General features: G+C 42.9%; 14 protein-coding genes and 2 tRNA genes. 4 read left to right on the forward strand and 12 right to left on the reverse strand.

The features are described from left to right. Positions 1-28: 28 nt before the first annotated feature. The 9 genes from ACT3TH_RS02725 to ACT3TH_RS02765 form a co-directional block, all read right to left on the reverse strand. The gene (locus tag ACT3TH_RS02725) at positions 29-1789 is read right to left on the reverse strand and encodes a TrkH family potassium uptake protein (RefSeq protein ID WP_444754323.1); all 1761 of its coding nucleotides are present in this window, start codon (positions 1787-1789) and stop codon (positions 29-31) included. A 197-nt stretch (positions 1790-1986) separates the two neighbouring features. Beyond that, positions 1987-2922: a DMT family transporter gene (locus ACT3TH_RS02730; protein ID WP_444754324.1), complete on the reverse strand. Its 936-nt coding sequence runs from the start codon at positions 2920-2922 to the stop codon at positions 1987-1989. 57 nt (positions 2923-2979) lie between these two features. Next, positions 2980-3402, reverse strand: coding sequence for a tetratricopeptide repeat protein (locus ACT3TH_RS02735; protein ID WP_444754325.1), 423 nt, complete (start codon positions 3400-3402; stop codon positions 2980-2982). A gap of 148 nt (positions 3403-3550) precedes the next feature. Beyond that, positions 3551-4039, reverse strand: coding sequence for a M48 metallopeptidase family protein (locus ACT3TH_RS02740; protein WP_444754326.1), 489 nt, complete (start codon positions 4037-4039; stop codon positions 3551-3553). Positions 4040-4361: 322 nt separating this feature from the next. After that, complete coding sequence (betT, locus tag ACT3TH_RS02745; RefSeq protein ID WP_444754327.1) at positions 4362-6407, reverse strand: choline BCCT transporter BetT; 2046 nt, start codon at positions 6405-6407, stop codon at positions 4362-4364. A 225-nt stretch (positions 6408-6632) separates the two neighbouring features. Then, positions 6633-8345 carry a choline dehydrogenase gene (gene betA / locus ACT3TH_RS02750; protein WP_444754328.1) on the reverse strand — a complete coding sequence of 571 codons (1713 nt, stop codon included), beginning with the start codon at positions 8343-8345 and terminating at the stop codon, positions 6633-6635. Positions 8346-8528: 183 nt separating this feature from the next. Continuing rightward, positions 8529-10031: a betaine-aldehyde dehydrogenase gene (gene betB, locus ACT3TH_RS02755; protein ID WP_444754329.1), complete on the reverse strand. Its 1503-nt coding sequence runs from the start codon at positions 10029-10031 to the stop codon at positions 8529-8531. 159 nt (positions 10032-10190) lie between these two features. Beyond that, positions 10191-10775 carry a TetR/AcrR family transcriptional regulator gene (locus ACT3TH_RS02760; RefSeq protein ID WP_444754330.1) on the reverse strand — a complete coding sequence of 195 codons (585 nt, stop codon included), beginning with the start codon at positions 10773-10775 and terminating at the stop codon, positions 10191-10193. A 1-nt stretch (position 10776) separates the two neighbouring features. Beyond that, entirely contained in the window at positions 10777-11121 is a 345-nt protein-coding gene (locus tag ACT3TH_RS02765) for a DMT family transporter (RefSeq protein ID WP_444754700.1), read from the reverse strand. 507 nt (positions 11122-11628) lie between these two features. Between ACT3TH_RS02765 and ACT3TH_RS02770 the strand changes: the two genes are divergently transcribed. The 3 genes from ACT3TH_RS02770 (at position 11629) to ACT3TH_RS02780 (ending at position 13305) form a co-directional block, all read left to right on the forward strand. Continuing rightward, positions 11629-11704 (forward strand) — tRNA-Asn (locus ACT3TH_RS02770). A gap of 226 nt (positions 11705-11930) precedes the next feature. Next, positions 11931-12260, forward strand: coding sequence for a CopG family transcriptional regulator (locus ACT3TH_RS02775; protein ID WP_444754331.1), 330 nt, complete (start codon positions 11931-11933; stop codon positions 12258-12260). 319 nt (positions 12261-12579) lie between these two features. After that, positions 12580-13305: a hypothetical protein gene (locus ACT3TH_RS02780; protein ID WP_444754332.1), complete on the forward strand. Its 726-nt coding sequence runs from the start codon at positions 12580-12582 to the stop codon at positions 13303-13305. Between the two features lie 208 nt (positions 13306-13513). Here the strand turns inward: ACT3TH_RS02780 and ACT3TH_RS02785 are convergent, their stop codons facing one another. Next, positions 13514-14017 carry a GNAT family N-acetyltransferase gene (locus ACT3TH_RS02785; protein WP_444754333.1) on the reverse strand — a complete coding sequence of 168 codons (504 nt, stop codon included), beginning with the start codon at positions 14015-14017 and terminating at the stop codon, positions 13514-13516. 484 nt (positions 14018-14501) lie between these two features. Here ACT3TH_RS02785 and ACT3TH_RS02790 point away from each other — a divergent pair, with 484 nt between their 5' ends. Further along, positions 14502-15317: a PhzF family phenazine biosynthesis protein gene (locus ACT3TH_RS02790; RefSeq protein WP_444754334.1), complete on the forward strand. Its 816-nt coding sequence runs from the start codon at positions 14502-14504 to the stop codon at positions 15315-15317. Positions 15318-15552: 235 nt separating this feature from the next. On the opposite strand, the gene ACT3TH_RS02795 is transcribed toward ACT3TH_RS02790, so the two are convergent. Beyond that, a tRNA-Ser gene (locus tag ACT3TH_RS02795) sits at positions 15553-15643 on the reverse strand. A gap of 81 nt (positions 15644-15724) precedes the next feature. Beyond that, complete coding sequence (locus tag ACT3TH_RS02800) at positions 15725-16873, reverse strand: type I glyceraldehyde-3-phosphate dehydrogenase (RefSeq protein ID WP_444754335.1); 1149 nt, start codon at positions 16871-16873, stop codon at positions 15725-15727. Positions 16874-16944: the final 71 nt, after the last annotated feature.

Consider the following 16944-nt stretch of genomic DNA (forward strand, 5'->3'; position numbering starts at 1 on the left):
CAATTTAATTTATTCTAGCAGCGTTAAATTAGTTGATCGTAATCTCTTCTGTCGGATAGTGATAATTGCGCGGACGTCTGTTTTTGAGTAGGGCGATAAAGATGGTTAGCATACTCACGCGACCAACGAACATAATGACTGAAACCACAATTTTGCTAAAGTCTGATAGCTCTGTTGTCAAATTCAAACTGAGTCCCACCGTGCTATAAGCCGAAAAGCACTCAAAGACCACTTTGATCAAATCAAGCTCTGGCTGGTCGTAACTGATGAGCGTCACACCCGTACCAATAACGAGCAATGACAGCCACATAATAGAAAACGCGCGACGTATCGAGATATCAGCGATCTGTCGTTTGAACACTTCCACCTTGGTCTGCCCACGAGCCAAACTCAAGGTATTTAATAGCGCAATAGCAAAGGTGCTGGTTTTAATACCACCACCTGTCGAGTTTGGCGACGCCCCAATCCACATCAAAAATATCGTTAACATAATCGTCGGAAACGCGAGCGTACCCATATCGATGTTGTTAAAGCCAGCCGTTCGCGGCGTGGCAGCTGTGAAAAACCCTGTCACAAGCTTACCAAAAAAACTGGTATGTTCAGCGAGCACATTGTTGTATTCAAAGATCATCACGCCGATGAAGCCACTCAGCAATAACGCACCTGTCGTAATCAAAGTAATACGGCTGTTGATATTAAGCAACCAAGGCTGATAGGCGTAGCGTTGATCCTTACGATATATGAGCCGCTCAAGACGATAGCGCAAGTAGCGCAGCACATTGACCACAATGGTAAAACCCATACCGCCAAAGATGAACGTGACGGCAATAATCAGCTGTAACGGGTAATTAAAACGTAGCGAATCATCATACAATCCTGCGCTAAATGTCGAAAACCCAGCATTACAGAACGCAGAGATCGCGTGAAAAACCGAAAAAAACAGCTGCTCAGACCAATCCATATTGGCAATATCATAAATACTGACATAAATGAGTGCGGCTGCTACTGCCTCGACGGCAAATGTCACATATAAGATAGATTTGAGGGTCGATACCACATCGCGCATACCGCTCATGTAGGACATCTCACTGATGCTGGCTTGCGTCTCGTAACTGACACCCCCCTTAAAAAAGTAACTAAAATAAGTCACAAATGTCAGAATGCCCAAGCCGCCGATTTGTATCAGCCCCATGATAATCACCTGCCCAAATGTCGTGAAATAGGTCGCAGTATCTACCACGATGAGACCAGTCACACAAACCGCACTTGTCGCCGTAAAAAGCGCATCAATAAAAGACAATGGCTGTGTGGTGGCATTGGGCATCATCAGCAGTAAAGCACCAACCAAGACCACAGATAAGAAGCTTAGGATAAAAAACTGTGCAGGGTTTAAAAAGGTACGATTGAGATTAAAATCGTGGTCAGAAATTTCACGGATAAAGGTCACAAATACAGCGATCTTTATGGCAACGAAACCATCGACGGGTCCAGACAGCCCTGAGCGCACCAAGTCCGTAAAATGTGCTACCAACAAAATGACAATCGCGATGCTGGTCAGTAAATCAAAAACCGCTACCTTGTTTAAGGTGAGCGGTTTTTTGGTGTAGATATAGCGACCTGCTGTCAGGATAAAGCCTAAAAAGATAATGGCTAAATAAAAGATATGAAAAACTTGCTGTAACCACGTTGGTAATGTAAAACCGCTATCTAGTAAAGCAACTGCGACGCCAATAATACTAATGAAAATCATAAAATTATTTAACAATCGATAACGCGTGGCTGCATTCATAGCCTTAGTCCGTAATGGAAATAACCCGCTATTTATACTCCTTTTTATCTCTATTCACAAAAAATGTTTCTAGATAATCGTAACCAATTATTAATTGTCTAGAGCCTATAATTGTCTATAGATTAGGGCAAGAACCATCAAAATATTATAGAATCTTTATGAATAATATAAGCTGACACATTGTTTTTTAACTGTTTTTAATCCTTTTGTGCCGTCATTTTTACCCCGCCCCATGTCACCAAAGCCACACCAAGTGCTATCAATGAAGCCCCCAAAAACAAACCTGCTGGTGGACTCTCGCCTTGTAAAAAAATAGCGACAGGAACACCAACGACCGCGCCCACTGAGCCAAGTAAGCTTAATAAAACAGGACCGCCTGTCTTCTGTAGGACAAACAACAGTAAAAACTGAGCAGCGAACACGCCTGCTTGTATGATAATCAAACCTAGCGGCAACCATTCTCCAAGCGGCACGGTAATTGAAAAATTAGGCAACACGCTAAATCCAAGTAACAGCAACGCAGCCGCAATTAACATACCGGGAGCAAGCGCACTCGGAGAGGCTTTATCTGGCCAGCGTAATGTGCGATAGATATTACCAATGGCCAGCAGAACAGGGCCACAAAGTGCGATTAAAATCCAAAAAACACTAGCATCTGGCGCGGCAAACTTACGTGCTGCTAGTACTCCAGCTCCAGTAAGTGCCGCTGCGACGCCAAAAGCGCGGATGATGTTGAACCTCTCCATTCGCAGCGTGAGTGCGCCAAGATAAGTAAGCAGTGGTGGCAGCGAGATAATGAGCGCGACAAAACCTGCACCGACATGCGGAATAGCGGAAAACAGCAGTAAGTTGGAACCTGCGACACTGACCAGTGCTGCGACAAAATAATACTCAAAACTACGTGTATTTAAGGGGGGCAGCTCTTTTCTGATGATGGCAACGAGCAGTAAGATAATAGTCGCGCCAGTGATTGACCAAAATAAAAAAGCAAGGGGCGTGAGACCTATTTCACCAGCGTATTTTGCCAAATTGGTTGAGATGCCTATTAATGCGCCGCCAACCAACAGACAAACGAAAGGAATGAGCCAAGCATTCTTGTTGGGAAGTATTCGTGGCTTTGAAGCATCATTCATTCGCTACCCTATTTGATTACATGGTTTAGATAACATAGCGACTTTTTTGATTTGAAGTTATTCAGCCAATAACGTCGCAAGCAGCTCGTCTATCTCAACTTTAAACTCTTTATCTTCAATCTTATTGGCACTGATTTTGGCGTTCTGTAGATTTTTGATAGCAGCGTCCTTTTCACCCATTTCAATTTGTAAAACCGCCATCGAAAAAGCAATCGATGACATATGATCTTTTGAATTCATGGCAGTGGCTTTTGCCAGCGCTTTGTCATAAATAACCAACGCCTCATCCAAATCTTCAGTAAAGTCAGCAAGCGTTTCCCACTGTTCGGGATGGTCTTTATCGGTGTTTTCGTTGTCGATACATAGGGCTTTGAGTTCAGCATAAAACGCGTTAAATGCCGCTTGGTTGCCTTTGCGGTCTGCTTCTAGTAATTCTTCAGCTAACTTATAAATGGCTTTGTATATTTTAGTATTGATCATTTTTTTCTCTGTTTTTGGTGTGGTGACGAAACGTGTTTTATTACGTCATTACTTGTCAATAAAGGTATTAATACATGCAAGCTTAGCATGCTTGGTTATAGTAATGGGCTTTTTAAAAGATCGATAAAATTGGTTTAATTGTACACAACTATAGCTCTCGCCAGTGTAACCACAAGCGTGTGTCTAACTCAAACTGATGGTAATCAGGTTCCATATGGCAGCACAATTGATAAAAGGCTTTGTTGTGCTCATGCTCTTTAAAATGTGCGAGCTCATGCACGACAATCATTCGTAAAAATTCCGGCGGGGCTTCTTTAAATAAGCTGGCCACCGTGATGCTATTATGCGATTTGAGCTTACTGCCTTGTACTCGAGATTGCGTGGTATGAATACCTAGCGCATGTTTAAGAACTTTTAGTTTGCTGCTGTAACTGACATTCGATAGCGGGCCGATTTTGCGCATGTACTGGTTTTTTATATCATTTATGTGATGATAAAGCGCCTTATCACTTTGCACTTGGTGCTGATTGGGATACTTTTTTTCCAGATACTCTCCCAGCCTGCCATCGCTGATGAGCTGTGCGGCTTGAGTCTGGATTTGCTCAGAGTAATGAGCAATGTACTTTAATGTGGTCACGAATGTATCCTTTATCGGTGCTTTGGCTTATTCGTTTTATCTTTATGGTAAATTTAATTTAAAAAGAAAGCAGTGTCGCTGGGATGGATTTTTTGAAGCCTCTTTCTGTAACGGCACAGCAAGCAAAAAAGTTTATACCAGCAAATTGTTTTTTACATCATACTTTTATTTTGAACTAACGATGTGTATTTTACCCTATATAAATTTATTGTGTTCTTCATAAAAAACCCCATAAGCTGCGTTCAGCTTATGGGGTTATTTCTCATCAATGCTTTTGCTAAAGATCCACCACATTCATGTTAATAGCGTAGTAATGTGCTCATTAACGTTCTAAATGCAGATATTGCAAATGGCGCTCGTATTGGTTCAAGATATCGACCAGTACTTGCTCTTTGGTGTAACCAACCAAATCATACTCTTGCGAGCCCTCACTTAAGAACACCTCAGCACGATAATAAAATTCTGCATTTTTGGTTGACGTGTTTAACGTAAAGTTAGGTCGCTCAGCTTTTATCAGATTGACCTCATAAATAAAGTCATCTTCATCACCATGACCAACGCGCAGTTTTAAACCATCAATCTGACCGCTGTCTTGGTTCATACCTGCATCTATGTCCTTACCAATACTAGCCAGATTATGGACGTCCAAAGAGGTTTTGAGACCGCCTGCTTTGAATTCCTTTTCGACTTCAGTCATCGCTGGCATAACCACGTTTTGCAAAAATCTTTCAACCTGCGAATGGCTAGGGAAACTCACAATACGTTGCAAGCGCGCTTTCCAATTCTTACCACTGTCCAGCACATTGGCCGTCCCAATCGTACTGGCTTTGCGTTTGTTGCCTTCTTCCTTCAGTGATTTCCACATCGACATCATATAGAGCACGAGGATAAGAGAAAACGGCAAGCCTGCAATCACAGACACGGACTGTAACGATGCAAAGCCACCAGCGAACAACAAGCCTAGAGTGATAAACCCTGTTGCCGCTGCCCAAAACAAACGCAACCAGACTGGCGCATCGGTGTCATTGGTCATCCCTCTTGAGCTCAGGTTTGCCAATACTAAAGCCCCTGAATCCGCTGAGGTCACGAAAAACACCAAACCGATGATAACGCCAGCAAATGACAATACATTGCTATACGGGAAATACTCAAACAAGGCAAACATACCCATTGCAGCATCATTTACCGCGATTTCACCAAGCTCGGTCGCACCATTGGCGACCAAATCTATCGCCGAATTACCAAAGATTGAAAACCATGCAAAGATAAAGCCGAGCGGAATAAACATCACACCAAACACGAATTCACGCAGGGTACGACCACGGCTGATACGGGCAATAAACAAGCCCACAAACGGTGCCCAAGCAACCCACCACGCCCAAAAGAATATCGTCCATGCCGATTTCCAATCCGCGCCAGCAGCGCCATCATAGGCATAAACGTCAAAAGTTTTTGCAACGATTGTTTGAAAATATTGACCAATGTTTTGAGTAAAAGTATTCAATAAGTAGACTGTGTTACCCATGACCAATATCGCCAGCAATAGCAATATCGATGCCAACATATTAAATTCAGATAAACGGCGTACGCCCCTTTCAACACCTGTCATTGCAGAGATAGCAGCGGCGGCTACAACCCCAATAATAATAAGGGTCTGAACCGTCTTGCTAGATTCAATACCAAAGACGTGCGTCAGTCCCGCATTAGCCTGTAACACACCAATACCTAAACTGGTCGCAATACCCATCAGCGTACATACAACGCCAAAAGTATCAATGCCATCACCTAGCCAGCCTTTGATTAAACGTTCACCAAATATTGGGGTCAACGGCGAGCGTAGTGCCAGTGGCATGTTTTTACGGTAAGCAAAGTAAGCCAACGCCATACCGATTAGAGCATAAATACCCCAACCATGCAGTCCCCAATGTAAAAAGGTCTGTGACAGTGCTTGGCGCATGGCTTCTGCACTGGCAGGCTCAAGTCCTGTATGCGGTGTCAGATAATGCATCAACGGCTCAGACGCACCAAAGAACAGCAAATCAATACCGATACCCGCCGAAAACAGCATGGCTGCCCATGCTAAAAAGGGAAACTGGGCTTTTTCATGGTCTTGACCAAGTTTGATGTCACCATATTTAGAAAAACCAACAAATAAGGCAAAAATACTATAAGCAGCAACCACCAGCATGTAATACCAACCAAAACTCGCTGATACCATCGCCATGCCTGAGCTGAGCAAAGACTCACTATAATCTGGAAAAGCAATCGTCCAGACTATTAATAAAATAGAAATAATAGCTGAGCCTAAAAATACGGTTTTATTTAAGCTCAGGGGTTTCGTCGCATCTTGTGATGGCGAACTGTACATAAAAGACCTCAATAGATAAGTGAAACACTATCTGACATTGCTTTGTCCGTCATGAGGATCGGAGAGACAAAGCAATATCAACAAGTAAAAAGTAAATAGAATGACAAACAGATTTAACCGTAACGGTATTCATCACTCTACTATGTCAGTATTGATGAAAAAGGCCTTTACTGAGAAAGGTCTTTTTTGTGGAATTGTCTTATATATAGTTATTTGTCCCGCCTCTTATACAGTAGCACGCGCCGTAGAATTATAATGACGCATAGGCTCAGCTCTCAATGGTGCACCATTGGCAACATAATAGTCTGCCGTCGAGCGTGGTAGCTGCACGCCTCGCATCTTATCGACGATTTTTTCTGCCAACATGATGGTGGTCGCGTTGAGGTTACCACTGATGATATTGGGCATAATGGATGCATCGACGACACGCAAACCTTCAATACCATGCACCAGTCCTTCACCATTCACCACCGCATCATTACTTTCACCCATCGCACACGTACAAGAAGGATGGTAAGCGGTCTCACCATGTTCGCGCACATAGTCATCTAGCTGCTGATCGGTCACCAAATCTTCACTTGGCGAGAGGGCACGACCGCGGTAAGGGTCAAGTGCTGGCTGATGCATAATCTCACGAGTGATACGCATGGCAGCACGGAACTCTTGCCAGTCTTGATCGTGAGACATGTAATTAAATAAAATGCTCGGATGGGCGCTTGGATCTTTTGACATCAGCTTGACACGGCCACGACTGGGCGAACGCAATGAGCCAACATGCGCTTGAAAGCTGTGCGAATCGCTGGCACTTCGACCATCATACCGAACGGCAAGTGGTAAGAAATGATACTGGATATTGGGATGGGTAAACTTCTCATCGGTACGGATAAAGCCGCCACCCTCAAACTGATTTGACGCGCCAAGTCCTGTACCATTGAATAACCACTCAGCCCCAATGGCAGGTTTATTCCACCACTTATTGGCAGGCGCAATGGAGACCGGCAGCTTACATTCATACTGCATGTACAGTTCCAAATGATCCTGCAAGTTATTGCCCACGCCCGGCAAATCTAGTACTTCAGGGACACCCAATTCTTTGAGCCATTGACCAGGGCCAATGCCTGAACGTTGCAGTAGTTGCGGTGAGGCAATTGCACCAGATGAAACAACGACTTCACGAGCCGCATAAAAGTTTTTAGTCTGACCTTGATGCTCGACTTTGACCCCGATAGCGCGCTTACCATCAAACAAAATTACATCGGTAAGCGCCCCAGTCAAAATCGTGATATTGCTACGGGGCTTGGCACGATCGAGATAGCCTCGAGCGGTCGAAGCACGGCGACCATTAGGCGTGACAAAGCGATCCATCGGACCAAACCCTTCTTGCTGATAACCGTTTAAGTCGTCAGTAGCCGGAAACCCAGCTTGCACGCCAGCTTCAATCATGGCTTGAAACAACGGATTGACCCCTGGCTTTGACGTGGTCATTTCAACTGGACCACCCGCGCCATGATAGTCATTCTCGCCAATATCGCGGTTTTCTGACTTTTTAAAATACGGCAGGCAATCCAAATACGTCCAATCCGATAAACCGTCTAGTTTCGCCCAGTCATCAAAATCCAACGCATTACCACGGATATAACACATACCGTTAATCAGCGATGAGCCGCCAAGTCCTTTGCCGCGACCGCAGTCCATGACTCTGTTATTCATATAAGGCTCAGGGTCGGTTTTATAACCCCAATTGTAAGTGGTTCCTTGTAAAGGCATGGCGAGTGCCGCTGGCATCTGCGTGCGAAAGTCCAAACGATAATCAGGACGACCTGCTTCTAACAGCAATACCTTAATATTGGCATCTTCGGTCAGACGCGTGGCCAGCACATTTCCTGCTGAACCTGCGCCGACAATGATGTAGTCGTACTCAGGAGTACTTGATGTCATAAACTGCTCCGTAATCTTAAAAAGCTCAGTATTGAAAAATAATTCATTTAATATCAGTCATGTGGCATAAAAAGGACACATAAGTCCTAATAAAACAAGCTTCAAACACCCTAACTGATGAAAATTTTTCAATAATTATTAAAATATAAGTTGTCAAAATATGGGTTGTTAACCTATAAATTATTAAAATACAGATTCAAACGCGCCCAACTCTACTTGAATGGACTTGGTCTGAGTGTAGTGCTCAAGGGCTTCAATGCCGTTTTCGCGACCAATACCTGAGTGCTTATAGCCACCAACTGGCATTTGCGCTGGAGACTCGCCCCACGTATTTAACCAGCAGATACCCGCTTCGATTTGAGCAATGACGCGATGCGCTCGGGTTAAATCAGCGGTTACAACGCCTGCTGCCAAACCATAATCGGTATCATTGGCACGGCGAATCACTTCTTCTTCAGTCTCATACGTCAATATCGACATGACAGGACCAAAGATTTCCTCACGCACGATACTCATCTCATCGCTGCAATCAGTAAACACCGTCGGTGCGACAAACGCGCCATTTGCAAGCGATGGGGTTGTGACGCGCTCGCCACCAACTAGCAGGCGTGCGCCACTGGCTTTGCCTTGTTCAATATAATCCAGCACTCTTTTCATATGCGGGAAGCTTACCAATGGCCCCATGTTGATGCTTTCATCCATCGGATCGCCCAACTTAATACGCTCGACACGTGTCAAAATGGCTTGCTCAAATTTAGCTTGCAAGGCTTTAGGGACAAATACGCGCGTGCCATTGGTACAGACCTGACCACTACTATAAAAGTTCGCCATCATGGCAATATCAGCCGCGGTATCAATATCAGCATCATCAAATATGATCAGTGGCGACTTACCGCCAAGCTCCAAGGTCACGTCTTTGAGAGACGATGATGCTGCACTCGACATCACTTTTTTGCCCGTCGGTACGCCACCTGTGAACGATACTTTGGCGATATCAGGATGCTGAGTCAGCGACTCGCCCACTTCATAGTTACCCTGCACGACGTTAAAGACACCATTTGGCAATCCCGCTTCTGTAAAGATTTCTGCCAGTTTGAGCGCCGTTAAAGGCGTGACTTCTGATGGCTTAAAAATCATCGCGTTACCAGCGGCTAGTGCTGGCGCTGCTTTCCACATAGCGATCTGAATAGGATAATTCCATGCGCCGATACCTGCGACTACGCCCAGAGGCTCACGACGGGTATAGACAAAACTACTGTCACGCAACGGAATCTGACGGCCTTCTATCGTTGGCGCAAGGCCTGCATAATATTCAACAACGTCAGCACCTGTGACGATATCCACATATTTCGTCTCAGAGTAGGCTTTACCAGTATCTTTCGTTTCGAGCAATGCCAGTACATCGTTGCGCGCGCGCAGTATGTCAACGGCGTTTAACAAAATTCGGCTACGCTCAACTGGCATCATCGCCGCCCAGATTTTTTGCCCTTGCTTGGCAGCTTCTACTGCCTCATTGATCTGCTCATTGGTCGTTTGTTGAATGGTTGTCAATACTTCACCAGTCGCTGGATTGATATCGTCAAAAGTAGACAACGATTCATCAACCGCCAGATAACGACCGTTGATATAAGCCGTTTGTACTTGTCCTAAATCGATGATCTCTGTTAAATTTTTTGAATCTGTCATGGGTTCTCCTTTTGACGATGGGCAGCCACTTTTAAAAGTGCTCAAACCAAATTATTCGCCATTGTTTAAGTATTAAAATAAAATTTACGTGCTTTCTTAACTTACTAACTGTTCATTTAGCTATTAACCAACGTTCATATTAACTAGAATTCGGATTAATCAGAATTCAGGTTGATCTAAGTCAGACTGTGTCATTTTTATCAAACGCTCGCGTAATGACGTCTTGTCCGATATATTGATGCCTGAAAAATCAGAGAGCCAAATGCCATCCGCAACCAGACGCACCATACATAATGTTTCGGTATTATCAGTTGCCTCATGCTTCTTCAATTGCTCATTTGCCCACTGTGCCCACAACTCACGCAGCTCACTGTCACCTAGCATCAACACATACAAGGTCGCTTGATTGTCAAACTCTGCTTGCCCTTTTTCGCCCAAACTGATGGTGGCATCTATATAGGCGCGTGTGAAAGAACCATAAGGTACAGGGTCTTTGGCCATAGCCGTATCTACTTCTGCCTCGAACTTGGCCATCGCATCATTAAACACTTCAAGAACCAGCGCGTTTTTGGTAGTAAAGTGATGCATTACGCCGCCTTTTGTTACCCCGACCGCATCAGCGACCGCTTGAAACGTGACTTTAGACAACCCTTGCTCTAACGTTATCCGCGCGGCTTGATCTAATAGCGCACGACGCACCAGTTCTGGCTGCTTCTTACGCTTATAAGCATTTTCTACTTCCATCTCAATGCCCCACAACATTAGAAAATAAATTCATTACCACCACTCCACTAACGATCATAGTGATACCCACCACAGCTGCCGTATCAAGGCTTTGCTTAAACAACACGATGCCAATGAGCGAAGTCAGTATAATTCCCAGCCCACCCCACAGCGCGTAAGCAATACCAAGTGGTATGGTTTTGAGCGTTTGTGTCAACAGATAAAACGAGATGGCATAAAGCACACCCATGATCAGCGTCGGCACCAAACGCGTGAACTGCTCTGACTTTACTAAAAAAGTAGTGGCCATCACTTCACAAATAATGGCCATGGCAAGATAGCCATAAGCAATAATGATAGGGTTCATATTCATGTGACTTATCTCAAATAGAACATAGGTTAATAATTTATGTGAAAGAAACCACACGGTCGGTATTTTATAGAAATATTGTAGCAATGTGAAGGGAAGATTTAAGAATTTTATTTTAATGGGTGTAAGGATTGGCTTATTATTCAAAAAGATAACCCATATCGCCAATCGAATACAGCTTAATAAGTCGATATCCGACTGTAATAAGCAATTCTTTGAAAGGGCAAATTTGAATAAATAATGCGCGCAACAACTGCTTTGATTAGCTAAATAAACGAATAAAAATTTTAAACAATTCTCTTTATAAAATTAAGCACTGAGTAAGAGAGACAGGTTCAGTTTTGATATATTTCAACAATATTAAAAATTAATGGCGTAATAAGGTTGACAGCCCCTAGCTACTTGGCTAAAATGTGCCCCACATAACGCAAACAAGCCAAGTAGCTATCCTTATTTAAAGCTTCTTGTACAACGCTTAAAGTACTTGCTGTTATGACAACTTATTCTCCAATAGCTCAGTTGGTAGAGCAACGGACTGTTAATCCGTGTGTCCCTGGTTCGAGCCCAGGTTGGAGAGCCATATACTAAAAACCTTCATCACTATTTTGATGAAGGTTTTTTTATTGTTGCGACTTTTATGCTTGATGACTGGCTTCTACTTTTCTGACACTTATATTCTACAACGATAATATTAGCGTGGCCGTGGTGTTCTTTTAGATATATTTGTTGTATGGTAAGCTTAGTTTTGATTGGATTCGTTGTTATTTGAGCGTTTCACTCCTACTCACTAAAAGTAATGGTTTATTATGATACCTGTACGTGTAAAAAATAAATTTTCTGACCATCCGCAAAAAATCATGCGCCCGGTCAGTATTCGCCTGTCTGAAGAGATGATCGAACTATTAGAATCAACTTCAGAAGAGTTGGGGTTTAAGCGCATTCAAGGACTAATTCGTCTGTATATTCGTCAAGGTCTTGATCGTGACCATCAGGATTATACGCTGGCGCATGATGAGGTTTTTATCGAAACTTTGCGTAAACGCGGCGTAAGTCAACATATCATTGATGAAGCAATTATTGTGACGCATAATAATAATACGACTCATCCATTATCTGAGCTGCAAGACAACGATTAAAAGTACTGACAGAAGTTGTTATTGTTGGGCTGCGTGAGAGTGACTGCTCATAGATTTCATAAAAAAGACCAGATGCTCTGATGAGGATCTGGTCTTTTTTTGCTTTTATTAAGTGATAGTACAGTCTACTGTCTACTTATGATCATAGTTTAGCTGATGTATCACGAATGCAGCGTTATCAAGACGTACGTATGCTTATTTTTTTATGTTAACTTTACTACAGTATTTAGCCATAATTAAACACAACACCCTGTCAAACGAGGTATATTAAGGAAATAGTCGTCACTATTGATGAGCGTTTACTAAGAGGTGTACGATAATGAATTTATATCAGTTTTCAAACAAAGCGCTATTATTAACAGTTACTTTAGGAATGGTAGCCATTGCACCTGCTTGCTCTCCGCCGCAGACAGATCCAACCAAACAGACCATACCGACTGACTCTGACCAATGGCAAAAAAAGCTGGGCTCAACTTTGGAGCAACTGCCTGAATCTGATCAGCAATTGCTGAGCAGGTATATGCTACGAATGAAGCTTAGTGATGCCTATGAGTCAGGCGCTATGCCGCGTACGACTATTGAAAAAGCTCTGATACAGCAACGCGAATACGAACGCTTGCACCCAAATAACCCAACGGGCAAGAAAAGCCCCATTACTACCAGCCAGCCTACTGCAACTGCCGCACATTATCCTGTTGCCCTTCTCCCTGTTAAGAGCAGTGACAGCGACAGTCTAAACCAAGTGAAGTTGCAATTTATGCTCTCAAATCACGGCGAGGTCGCCATTCAGAGCTTTAAGGGTACGCTGACAATGCAAGATGTCAATTTAAAGCAAGGCAAAAACTTCAATGTCCCATTGATACAGTTTGAACCACCTATCGAACCAGAGCAATCTGGCAAAATCATCATTGAAAGTAGTATCGAAGACATTAATGTCATGCGCGCGATAAAAAATACCAAAGACATGACCATTGAGATCAATGAAGGCATACTGGTATTAGAAGACGGTCAAACTATTGAATTTGCTCAGTCGCTTGTTAAATAAACGAGATTATTAAAAATGCCAATACTATTAAAAGCATTCATTTAGACGCTCTCAAAAAAGTGGCTAGTAAATACAAGCACTATAAAAAACTGGCGCGGTCAAAAGCAAGTAGTATTAATATTAAAAATAGACGCATAAAAAAACCCCCTAATTAGTAATTAATTAGGGGGTTTTTTGAATTTGGCGGAGACGGAGAAGTTTATTATCATCATCCATGTTTAGCTTTTCGAATTCTTGCCATTTGATAGGCATTGACATACTCGCCGTTGCGATAAGCGTAATCCACCATCTCCCCTTCTATGATAAAGCCCAAGCTTTCATATAAACCAATGGCGCCGATGTTGTCGGTATAAGTAGTAATCTCAATACGTCTCGTAGCCAGCCAATTATCGGCTAAATCCAGCGCTGCGGTTATCAGCGCTCGGCCCACACCCTTGCCTTGTGACGCGGTTTTTACACTGACCCCAAAGCTTGCTACATGGCGTCGACGCTTTGATACCATGGTCTCAAGCCCTAGACACCCAACCAATTCACCCTCAATTTCAGCCACTAAGAAATGCATATTGTCAGGGATATCCGCCAGCCGTTTGCGCCACAGGGTCTTGGACGGCATAGGCAACTGCAAAGTATCGGCATATAAGGCCTCATCGGCATGAATGGCTTGCAACGCTTCTGCATCTTCTGGCTCAGCATGACGTATTTCAATTTTCATTCTACTTATCCTTACAGACGAATTATTGTGTTGATGGGTGTCAACTTTAGTAATGAGGTAAACATTGTTTTTCTTATTCACATCCCAAATGTTGAATCATTAATTTAGCGTAATTGGTAGCCTATAAAAAGAATTTCCTGCTAAAAATTCCAATAAAATGAATAAATCTATTAGTCAGATTATTTAGAGCGTACCGATGTAGACTACCGATCACTTAATAATTAATAGCAAACTTGTGCCCGTCAATTTTTATCAATTGGCGTCATCACTGCAGAGTGGTTAGTCAAACAACTTGGCACAGCAATAAAAATATGATTCATAAGTACTATGGTAAATTCATTCCTTAAGAACCTAAGCATATTATAAAAATACTAAACCACGCATTACAGATATAGCTGTGAGCTAGTACTTTATACGTAGCTATGTACTTTTCAAAAGGAAATAGGTACGCTAATTAAACTCTATATTTGTTAAAGGAAAGAGAATGCAACTCGAAATTAACGTCATTGATGCTTTCACCAATACGGTTTTTAAGGGAAATTCAGCAGCAGTTATTATCACCGACAGTTGGCTAAGTGCAGACTTAATGCAATCTATTGCAATGGAAAATAACTTATCCGAAACTGCTTTCTTAGTACCAGGTGAGTCAAATGAAAAAACAAATTATTATATTCGCTGGTTCTCTCCAATAACTGAAATTGCTTTTTGTGGTCATGCAACCTTAGCCTCTGCTTTTGTCTTATTTAATAAGAATCCTACCTTAAAAACGATTAAGCTTTCAGCAAAAGCAATTGGCGCCTTAACAATTGTGCAAACAAGCATTGGTAAAATACAAATGGACTTCCCAAATACTAAGCCTGAGAAGATAGCTAGTATTCCTGATAGTTTATTAGCAGGTCTATCTATTGCTCCTATTGAAGTCTATCGCAATTCACAAGCCTATTTTGTTATTTACAATACTGAGTCCGATGTTTTAAACGTAATACGGGATAATGAAGTTTTGAAACAGCTTGCGCCTTTAGACGTAGTTGTTACTTGTCAGTCTCAATCAGAAAATCTCAAGTCTTACGATTTTATCTCGCGATACTTTTGGCCTGCTAATGGTGGTGATGAAGACCCAGTAACTGGATCAATTCATACTGGACTTGCACCATTTTGGGCAGAACGTTTGGGTAAAAATGAGCTGATAGCATATCAAGCGTCAAGTCGGGGCGGGATACTTGAGTGTATTGTGGAAGGCGATAGAGTGATTATTTCTGGCAATGCGGTTCAGTATCTAACAGGATTTATTACTGTTTAAGTAGGATATAGTTATTAACTATATAGTGATGGTGCGGGACGTTTGTAACGTCACCGCACTATTTTTTTTGGGTGAAACGCCAAGTGCAGAATAATTTACAAAAACTTAGTGCAGAATAATTTACAAATTAGTGCAAAATAAATTCGCAAATTACAGCTCTTCAAGGTTTCAAAGTCTTTATATAGACGCATAAAAAAACCCCCTAATTAGTAATTAATTAGGGGGTTTTCGAATTTGGCGGAGACGGAGAGATTCGAACTCTCGAAGGGCTATTAACCCTTGTCGGTTTTCAAGACCGGTGCATTCAACCGCTCTGCCACGTCTCCATTGGTGCATCATTATATAGATATCATTTTATAATGCAAGGGGGTATTCCAAAAAAATTCAATTTATTTCAAAATACATCTTTAATGCTTGCTTGAGGCGAGATGGAGACACATATCTAGCAATCGATTGGCATACCCCCACTCATTATCATACCAAGCAAAAACCTTGTATTGATCGCCCACTCGCATCAGTTGTTGACCGTCGATAATAAGCGATTCAGTCTGATGAATGAAATCGCTTGAAACCAGAGGTTCGTCAGTATACGCCATAATATCCTGCAAATGCGCTTGGCTGGCAGATTTGAGCACCTCACCCACTGTCTCAACGCTCACATTAGCTGTATCAAATACAAAGGTCACATCAATGGCAGCAACGTCGATGGTCGGCACGCGTATCGAATGACCATTTATTCTGCCAGTCATCGCAGGTAATACGCGCTCTGTAGCCGCGATACTACTAGAAGTGGTTGGAATAATATTATAACCAGAAGCCCGCGCGCGTCTTGGATCACGGTGCGCTTGATCGAGCACCGTTTGATCCGCCGTCACCGCATGAATTTCTGTCATCATGGCAGACTTGACGCCAAACGCTTTGTCGAGCGTATCAATCAGTGGTACCAGTGCCTGCGTGGTGCAAGAGACGCTTGAGATAATGGGCAACTCTCGTGTCAACGTATCCGCATTCACGCCCATGACGATACAAGCGTCAACATCATCAAAAGGAGCGGCGCCGATAATTACTTGCTGTGCGCCCGCCTCGATATGCAAACTTGCTTGCTCATAAGAACGAAAGTGCCCTGTACACTCGAGCACCACATCGACACCAAGCGCCTGCCATGGTAAGTTTTTTGGATTAGGCTCTGAGAGCATATTGATACAATAAGTCAAATTGTTCTTAGTCAGACATAGCTGCGTCTTGCTAACGCTGTCGACTCTGGTTTCTATCACCTCAGCACTGACCCCAAGCCGACTCAAGCGCCCATGGGTACTATCGAACTTCAATAGATGCAGTAAAATATCTGACGACCCCAAATCATTAATCGCAACCACATGAATAGCACGGCCCAATACTTCAAAGCGCTCTAGCAAAGCGCGCAGCACATTACGTCCGATGCGACCAAAGCCATTAATCGCGATTCGCAGCGGCTGTGTATGCTCACCTGTGGTATGAAATGCGGCTACTAATGGGTCGGATGTCAATTGATAAGTGGCACTAGAAAAATCAGGCATAACAGACTATCGCTTTCAAAGGATAAATAAAAGTGAGCGTTACAAGGCAATAAAACAGTAGATGGTTTTTA

This window comes from Psychrobacter sp. AOP22-C1-C5 (assembly GCF_052378885.1).
Classification (GTDB): Bacteria; Pseudomonadota; Gammaproteobacteria; order Pseudomonadales; family Moraxellaceae; genus Psychrobacter.